Here is an 8,356-nt window from a genome sequence, read left to right as displayed (position 1 = left end):
GTGCACGTCTTCGCTCCCTGCGCCTTGGGGGCGGTCTTGAACGATAAGACCATTCCCGAAATCAAGGCACCGATTGTGGCCGGGGCGGCTAATAACCAGCTGGCATCCTCCAAGGAGCACGGGGCCGCCCTGCTCAAACGGAATATTCTCTACGCTCCCGATTATGCGATCAACTCCGGGGGTCTCATCAATGTAGCTAACGAGCTGGAGGGCTACAACCGCGAGCGGGCCTTCAAACAGGCCGAGGGGATCTACGACACGCTAATGGAAATTTTCAAGATGTCGGCTGCGGAGGGAATTCCTACCAGCGTAGCCTCCGATCGCTTGGCTGAGTACCGTATTCGGGCCGTCGCCAAGTTCAAGACCTTTTATACCAGCACTCCCAGCCGGGTATTCAGAAGGGGGTAGCCAATTACCAGAAAGGTTCGGCGGCGCGCCCGCGAAATGGCCCTGCAGTGTCTGTACGCCGCCAACCTTGGTGGCAGCCGGCCGGAAGAGACCATTGACTTCCTGGCCGCTGAAGGCGAAGAAGCGCTCCCGGAAGAGGTTCAAGGCTATTGCCTGGAACTCGTGAGACAGGCTCTGAAACGCCAGGACTGGGCGGACCAGACTATTGCTTCCAAACTGGAACACTGGGAGTTGGGGCGCGTGACACTGATTGATCGACTTATACTGGAACTCGCGATTGTAGAAATGGTTAACTTTGATAATGTACCTTTGAAAGTGAGCATCAGTGAGGCCATCGAAATTGCCAAGAAGTACAGTACCGATGACAGTCCAGGCTTTATCAACGGTATCCTGGATGCCGTGTACCATGATATTCTGGAAGGGAAATTGAACAGCGGCTCAGGCCGTGGAGCTGTAAGCGCATGAATTTGATTCAAAAGATTTTAGGTGGCACCAAGTCCGAGCGGGACATCCGCAGTTTCAGACCCCTGGTAGCGGAAATCAATGCCATCTATGCCACCCTGGAGGGAAAACCTCTGGAAGACCTGGTGGGTCGCTTGAGGGAGATCCGCCAGGAAGTGGCTGATGCCCGGGAGGCGGTCAAGCAGGCGATGCCGGACAGCGCTGAACGCGATGAGGAGATCTACCGCGTCGAACAGGAGACGCTGGAAAGCCGTATGACCGAGGTCTTTGCCATCGTCAAGGACGCCTGCCGGCGTCTGATGGGCAAGGAGTTCAAGGTGTTGGGTCAGGCCATGGTGTGGGATATGATCCCCTTTGACGTTCAGCTGCTGGGTGCCATTGTCCTTCACAAAGGGCGGATTGCCGAGATGAAAACCGGTGAGGGCAAGACCCTGGTGGCCACTATGCCGGTGGTTCTGAATGCCCTTACCGGGCGCGGGGTGCATATCGTCACGGTGAACGACTACCTGGCGGAGCGCGACAGCCAGTGGATGGGGCAGATTTATGAGCTGTTAGGCCTGTCGGTGGGGTGCATACTCAACCGCATGGGCCCCGATGAGCGCCGTCAGATCTATGCCTGCGATATCACCTATGGTACCAATAACGAGTTTGGCTTTGACTACCTGCGGGACAACATGGCGGTAAGTCCCGAAGATCAGGTGCAGCGGGGCCATGTTTATGCCATCGTGGATGAAGTGGACTCGGTGCTCGTCGATGAGGCCCGCACGCCGCTCATTATCTCCGGCCAGGTGGATACTCCCACCGATACCCTCTATGTAGAAGTCAAGCCCAAGGTGGAGCAGCTTATCCGCAGTCAGACCAACCTGGTCAACTCGCTGGTGGCGGAGGCTGAACGGGAATGGGAACGGGAGGAGTACGCTGCCGCTACCAAACTCCTCATTGCCAGCCGGGGGATGCCCAAGAACCGCAAGCTGATGAAAATGTTTCAGGAGACCGGGGTCCAGGCGGCCGTGCGCTCGGTGGAGAATGACTACCTGCGGGACAAGAAGCTCCATGAGCTGGACGAGGAGCTGTTCTTCTTCGTTGATGAAAAGGGTCATATCATCGACCTTACTGAGCAGGGGCGCCTGAAGATTTCGCCCGACAATCCCGACGCTTTCGTCATTCCGGACCTGGGTGAAGTCTTTGCAGCCATCGAGAACGATCCCAACCTTACCACGGAAGAAAGGCTACGGAGGAAGGGAGAGATACAGGAGCTTCACAGCGAACGGAGCAACACCATCCACCACATCAGCCAGCTGCTCAGGGCTTACACCCTGTACGAGAAAGATGTGGAGTACGTGGTTCAGGATGGCAAAGTGCTGATAGTCGATGAGTTCACCGGTCGCATCCTGCCGGGCCGACGCTACAGCGATGGGCTGCACCAGGCCCTGGAGGCCAAAGAGGGGGTGGTGATCGAAAAGGAGACCCAAACCATCGCCACCATCACCATTCAAAATTATTTCCGCATGTACGAGAAACTGTCTGGCATGACCGGTACCGCCGCCACCGAAGCCCAGGAGTTCACCCAGATATATAAGCTCGAAGTAACGGTTATCCCCACCAATGAACCGGTTATCCGTTCGGATCAGGATGACATGGTCTACAAGACCAAGCGGGAGAAGTACAACGCCATTCTCGATGAGATCGAGACCCGCCACCGCCGGGGCCAGCCGGTGCTGGTGGGCACCATTTCGGTGGAGGTCTCGGAGACGCTATCCCGGATGCTCAAGCGGCGGGGCATTCCCCACAACGTGTTGAATGCCAAGCAGCACCAGCGGGAGGCCGAAATCGTCCTCCGAGCGGGGCAGCGCAGCGCCGTGACCATCGCCACTAACATGGCCGGCCGCGGCACCGACATCAAGCTCGGGACCGGTATCACTGACCTGGGTGGCCTGCATATCCTGGGGACTGAGCGCCACGAGGCCCGCCGGATTGATCTGCAGCTCCGCGGACGCTCCGGACGACAGGGCGATCCCGGCAGCTCGGTCTTTTTCCTGAGCCTGGAAGACGACCTCATGCGCCTGTTCGGCTCCGATCGGATCGCCCGCATCATGGACCGCATGGGACTACCTGAAGGCGAAGTTATCACCCATCGTTTCGTCTCTAAGTCCATTGAACGGGCCCAGAAGCGGGTGGAGACCCGCAACTTTGGCATCCGTAAGCACCTGCTGGAATATGACGACGTGATGAACCAACAGCGCGAGATTATCTACGACCGCCGCAACTACGCCCTCCATGGCGAGGATCTGCTGGCTGAGATAGATAAGATGGTCTCAGAGCTGATCGGCAGCATCCTGCAGTCTGACCTGGTGGTAACCGACGGGATGATCGATACCGAGGCCCTGCGCCATGAGCTGGGGAATATCCTCCTCATGGACTTCCAAACTGATGGGGAATTAGCCGGTGATCCGGAAGCGTTGAAACAGGTGATCCAGGAACAGGGAATGGCTCACTATACTTTAAAGCGTTCCCTGGCCGACCCGGAGGCCTTTGCTCACTTTGAGCGCTACGTGGTACTCCGCACCGTTGACGAGAAATGGCAACAGCACCTGTACAGCATGGACCAGTTGCGGGAGGGGATCAACCTCCGGGCTTACGGTCAGAAGAATCCCCTGCTGGAGTACAAGTCGGAAGCCTTCGGCATGTTTGTGGAGATGCTGGATGACATCAACCGGGCCACGCTGCGGCGGCTGTTCGGGGTGCGGATCGCGGGGCTGGAGGAGCAGCGGCCCCGGCTGCAGCGGGTAGGGCGGCAGCTCCAGACCTCCCACGCGGAAGCGGTCAATTTGGGCTTTGCTGCCACTGGTGGGCCAGCTTCCCAGCAGCCTCAGGCCCAGCCGGCCATGGCTGGCATGGCAGGCGCCCAGATGCCTCCAGCCCAGCGGAAACCGGTCCAGGTAGGTGAAAAGGTGGGCCGCAATGATCCGTGTCCCTGTGGTAGCGGGAAGAAGTACAAGAAGTGTCACGGAAGTTAGAGGGGAAATTCGCCACCCGCGCTATCCATGTAGGCCAGGAACCTGACCCGGCTACCGGGTCAATCGTGCCACCGCTTCACCAGACCACCACCTACGCCCAGGATGATGTAGGAGTTCATCGGGGATTCGTCTACAGCCGGGTCCACAATCCCACCCGGGCCAATCTGGAACGGAACCTGGCCTCATTAGAAGGGGGTAAGCACGGGGTCGCCTTTGCTTCGGGTATGTCGGCGCTGTCCGCCCTGGTGATGCATTTCAGTGCTGACGACCACGTTGTAGTGGGGGAAGACGTTTACGGCGGTACCTATCGGGTACTCACCCAAGTGTTTAACCGTTTCAATATCAGCGTCAGCTGGGTCAATAGCAGTTCGGTGGACAATATCGCCGCCGCTATTGAACCGTCCACTAGGGCCATCGTGATTGAAACCCCCAGTAATCCGATGATGAACCTCACCGATATTGAGCGCACTGCCCAGCTGGCTCGGGACCGGGACCTGCTGTGTATCGTGGATAATACTTTCATGAGCCCCTATTGCCAGCGGCCCCTGGAATTGGGCGCCCACGTTTCCTTCCATAGCGTCACCAAGTATCTGGCCGGTCACAGTGATGTCCTCATGGGGGCGCTGGTCACGAACGAAGATAACCTGGCCGAAGATCTCTATTTCGTCCAGAAATCGGTGGGCGCGGTGCCGTCTCCCTTCGATTGCTGGCTCACCTCCCGCTCGCTCAAAACCCTGCCGGTACGCATCGAGCAGCACAGCCGCAATGCCCTGGCCCTGGCTCAACTTTTGGAGGGGCATCCCGCGGTAAAAAAAGTCTATTACCCCGGTCTGCCGGACCATCCCCAATTCGAACTGGCGGCCAGGCAACAGCGCACTCCAGATGGTCGGCCGATTTTTGGCGGCATGATCAGCCTTGATACCGGTTCCCTGGAGCGGGCTAAAGCCTTTATCCGGCACCTGGAGGTCTTCACCCTGGCTGAAAGCCTGGGTGGGGTTGAGAGCCTGGTGGAGCATCCGGCCCTTATGACCCATGCGAGCGTGCCCAGGAAAAGGCGTGAAGCCATCGGTCTGACCGACGGACTGGTGCGTCTTTCCGTGGGTATCGAAGATCTGGCCGACCTGGAAGCCGACCTGGCGGCTGGTCTGGCGGCTCTGGCCTGAACGCCACCTATCACCGGCGTTTCGTTTCTCGCCAACTGTGGGCAGCACCGGCCTGTCAAAGCCGCCTTTCCCTGCCGTAACGACCACTCTCGCGCTTGTAAAAGTCCTTGCGGCATATATTTCGAGCACTCAATTTCCCTTTCGAATACTACATATCATGTGCGAGTATGCGTTGAGTGATTTCCTCCACCTGGCTGATCGTTTCCGCTCGCTGGTCCCGGCGGTTGGGCTACTATTTTTAAGTGGGCAATCCCTTGGTGCCCAGGCTAGTCCTGAGCCTGTCGAATGGGCCGGCCCTGACAGTGCCAGGATCGTGCTCGCCCTGCCGCATATCACCGTTCCCGCCGACACCGATACCGTGATGGTGCCGGTGGAGCTCTACAACGAGTGGGATGAAGTAGGCGGCCTGCAAGTGGATCTGTATCACGGAGAAGGAGTCCCGATCCTGGATTCGGTACTCAGCACGGACCGCACACCCGGGTGGCGGATCGACCGGCTTCAGCTCCCCAGGGCCGGAAGCAGCCGGATCCTCGTGTTTGACCCGGCTGGCAGCAACATCGCCCCGGGAGTGGGACCGGTCATGCGGCTGGTCTTTATAATCCCGCGCGGTACCGCATCCCGGGACTACGTGCCCTTGTCCTTGGAAGCCGTCATCGTCTCCGATCCGATAGGCAGCGCGCTACCAGCCAGGGGTCAGGATGGCGCCCTAAACTTGGGGAAGGTTGTGGAGCTGATTATTGGCGAAGCCCAGGCGGACCAGGGTGAGAGGGCCGATCTATCCCTCCGGCTCTCCAATACCGGACCCGTGGTGGGAATTCAGCTCAGCCTTTGGTGGGAGCCTGATCTGCTTGAGCCGCTGGATGTGGTTGCCTCTGGCCGCTTAGATAAGTTTCAATTGGAATGGGAACCGGCCGACAGTGGGATATGGATCTGGCTCTATGCTCAGGCGGGGAAAGAAATGGGGCCTGGCGCGGGCGAGATTCTGGAGATAGCCTTCGCGGTGGACTCGGCCGCCTATCGCACGGATATCGGGGTATATGCGGCGGACGTGCGCGTCATGGAGCGTGAGGGACAGGAGCGGTTGGTCTCCCGGACTATTCCTGGCCGAATGGCGGTCTTTCCGGGCTATCTTGATCCACCACGGAACCTGGTTGCCTTGTCGGGCCAGGACGGGGTGGTGCCCCTGAGCTGGGCGGCTCCAACCGATGGCGGTGTCGGAAAGGAACCTATCCTCCTGGTAGATGACGATGCCTCCCAGCTGGGTCTACCATACCTGGATGTGGGTGGGCAGATGGCTGACGATCTCACCAGTGCCGGCTACGCCTTCGATTACTTCAGCGTCCCGGTGGGCGCCGATGGCCCCGATCGGGAAGCACTCCAGCACGTTGATATCATTATCTGGATGACGGGTTACGAGTGGGGCTATCACCCGACACTCACGCCCAACGATCAGGCCAATCTGGCTGCTTTTCTCAAGCGGGGTGGAAGGGTCTGGCTCATCGGACAGGATATCATCTGGGATATTGGCCCCAGCTTTATCAGTCGCTATTTTGGTGCCCGGATCGTCGCTGAAGACGCAGGAACCCCGGAAGCCCTGACCGGATCGGATGGGAGTTTCATGGATGGAATCGAGTATCCCGCTACCCCTCCGCGCTCCGAAATGGACTACGGCGACGCCATCACAACCAGCCATGCTCAGGCCCGCGGTCTGGTAAGCGGGCTGACCCACCTGGGGGCTGTCGGCCAGCACCGGACGGCTTTCTGGGCCCTGGAATATGGTTTCATCCTGGGCCGCATGGACCGGATTGATGGTATCCGGCGCCAGTTGGCCGCGTTCGGCGTTAAACCCGGCCAACGACCGGGCATCGGACGGATTTTGACCCCTGAACATCCCTCAGTGTATGCCCCGCGGGCGCTCTCATCCATCAAAGCTGAAGCGGTGGCTCAGGGCTATCGGCCCACGGCTGGCTCCCTGACTCCGATCCCCGCACCTGCACCGCTAATCGAACGGCAAGTGCTGCCGGTGACCGGATATGCCATCTATCGCGACCTGGAGCTGCCAGTTCCCCGCGGGCGAGAAACCCTCCTGGTCACTGTCGGGGCGGATAATCTGGCTTACCTGGATACAGCGGTGGTCAACGGCCAGACCTACGGTTATGCCGTGACGGCGATCTATGACGGCCAGTTTGAGTCAGGCCCGTCAAATGGAGTTGCGGCTACCCCTGTGAGCTGGGTGGATTTCGCCGTCGGTCAAACCCGGGCTCTCGCCGGGGATGAAGTGGCGATCCCTATTAGTATGAAGAATGATGATCCCGTGGCTGGTATCCGTTTTGAGTTTCAGGACATTCCCCCAGGGTTACTTACCAATCCCAGAGTGGTGTTGGGTGACCATGTTCCCCCGGATTGGATATTCTATCTGGAGCGGGATACTCCTGGCGAGAGTTGGTCGGTGGTGGGTTTCTCACCGCGGCTAACGACGATACCACCGCGTGAAGGGACCGTCCTGCTGCTGCTGATGGATGTCGATGCGATGATCCCGGCGAAAGTCAATTTGGATGTCGGGGAGGTGGTAATCTCCGATGCCCACGGAGGGGCATATAGTGCCCGCGTGGCGGGTGGTGCCGTCGCGATTGAGGTGCAGCTGGCGCAGCTGCGGGTTGGAACCGGTGCTCCTACCCAACCGGGTGACACCGGTTATGTGTCCATTTTCATGGACAATCCCCGGCCGGTAATGGCCTTTCAGCTCGTCATCCGGGCGGCCTCGGATGCTTTGCAGGTTGTGGAAGTTCGCGGCACCCCCCGGCTCCCGGCGGATGCCCATGTAGCCCACACCGGACTGGGAAAGGGAGCCCTGCGCCTGATTGAATCTTCCTTTTCTAACACCCCCATCTCTGTCGGCCGGGGGCCGGTAGTCACGATTGCTTACCGCGTGCTGCCCGAGGCCCCTGAGGGTCTGATCGGGCTGGACCTGGAGGAGGTGGTATTGTCTGATGAGCGCGGGCACACCCTGCGTCAAACCACCGTCGCCGGATCGTTCCCGGTCGGTGTGGTGCGGGGCGTCTTTGCCCCCGCTGCCAGTGAAGCCGAGCCCGGCCGGACGGTTACTGTCCCGGTGGGGCTCACTAACTCCGTGAACCTGTGTGGCTTCCAGATGACCGCCGGTTATGATCCCCGTTGGCTTACCTTTCTCTCCAGTGAAGCGCAAACACGCCTGCCTCGTCCCGAAAGACTGTCTGCTAAACCAATAGACTCCGGACAGTTGCAGTTGCATTATGCCACCGGTGATGAAGGTTTAATACCGGCGGG

At 59.3% G+C, this 8,356-nt stretch carries 5 protein-coding genes; all 5 read left to right on the top strand.

Going from position 1 to position 8,356, the window contains the following annotated elements:
• A partial coding sequence (locus ACETWG_03245) for a leucine dehydrogenase (protein MFB0515603.1) occupies positions 1 to 408 on the top strand: 408 nt, incomplete at its 5' end.
• 3 nt (positions 409 to 411) lie between these two features.
• Positions 412 to 873 carry a transcription antitermination factor NusB gene (gene nusB / locus ACETWG_03240; GenBank protein ID MFB0515602.1) on the top strand — a complete coding sequence of 154 codons (462 nt, stop codon included), beginning with the start codon at positions 412 to 414 and terminating at the stop codon, positions 871 to 873.
• The gene (secA, locus tag ACETWG_03235; protein ID MFB0515601.1) at positions 870 to 3,887 is read left to right on the top strand and encodes a preprotein translocase subunit SecA; all 3,018 of its coding nucleotides are present in this window, start codon (positions 870 to 872) and stop codon (positions 3,885 to 3,887) included. Before nusB ends, secA begins: the two co-directional genes overlap by 4 nt.
• A complete protein-coding gene (locus ACETWG_03230) occupies positions 3,872 to 5,050 on the top strand; it encodes a PLP-dependent aspartate aminotransferase family protein (protein MFB0515600.1) in 1,179 nt (392 codons plus the stop codon). Before secA ends, ACETWG_03230 begins: the two co-directional genes overlap by 16 nt.
• A 172-nt stretch (positions 5,051 to 5,222) precedes the next feature.
• Positions 5,223 to 8,356: cohesin domain-containing protein (locus tag ACETWG_03225; protein MFB0515599.1), on the top strand; the 3,134-nt coding region annotated here is incomplete at its 3' end.

The organism is Candidatus Neomarinimicrobiota bacterium, assembly GCA_041862535.1.
In the GTDB taxonomy this organism is placed as follows: Bacteria; Fidelibacterota; Marinisomatia; order SCGC-AAA003-L08; family TS1B11.
This window is presented reverse-complemented; position numbering and strand designations above follow the sequence as displayed.